At 34.5% G+C, this 536-nt stretch carries 1 pseudogene; it reads left to right on the top strand.

What is annotated here, in order from left to right:
- Positions 1 to 536, top strand: a pseudogene (locus GH715_RS21320) (UDP-N-acetylmuramoyl-tripeptide--D-alanyl-D-alanine ligase); the annotation flags it as partial.

Here is a 536-nt window from a genome sequence, read left to right as displayed (position 1 = left end):
CGATTATGGCGTTGGATGACAGAGCATTGGTCAAAAGTTGTACCTATTCATGAGTGGTTAGCACTTATTTTCGCCCTACTATTATTTTTGGAGTGGAATTGGCTCATATTCGTGATCGCATTGCTAGGTCTATTCGTGCCGAGAACGAAACAAGAAAAGAAAAAATTAGCTGTTACCGCGCGTGTCAAACGTCTGATTACGACTATTGCGATTATTTATCTTTTCTTATTCGCAACTAGCTTGCATTTTATTTGGAATGATTACCCGTTAAGCTATGCTGGGTTAGTGATGGTACTAGGTTCGATCTTCACATATGTTATTGTTTTATTAGCAAACTTTATTAACAAACCGATAGAGAATAGAATTAAAGAGTATTATTATCAAGATGCAAAACGAATGATCAACAGTGCCAAAAATACCGAAACAATCGGAATTACCGGTAGTTTTGGTAAAACAAGTACCAAGTTTATTTTAGATACGATTTTGTCATCACATTTTAATACATTAAAAACACCGAATAGTTTTAACACAAAAAT

This window comes from Gracilibacillus thailandensis, from assembly GCF_010994055.1.
GTDB lineage: Bacteria > Bacillota > Bacilli > Bacillales > Amphibacillaceae > Gracilibacillus > Gracilibacillus lacisalsi.
This window is presented reverse-complemented; position numbering and strand designations above follow the sequence as displayed.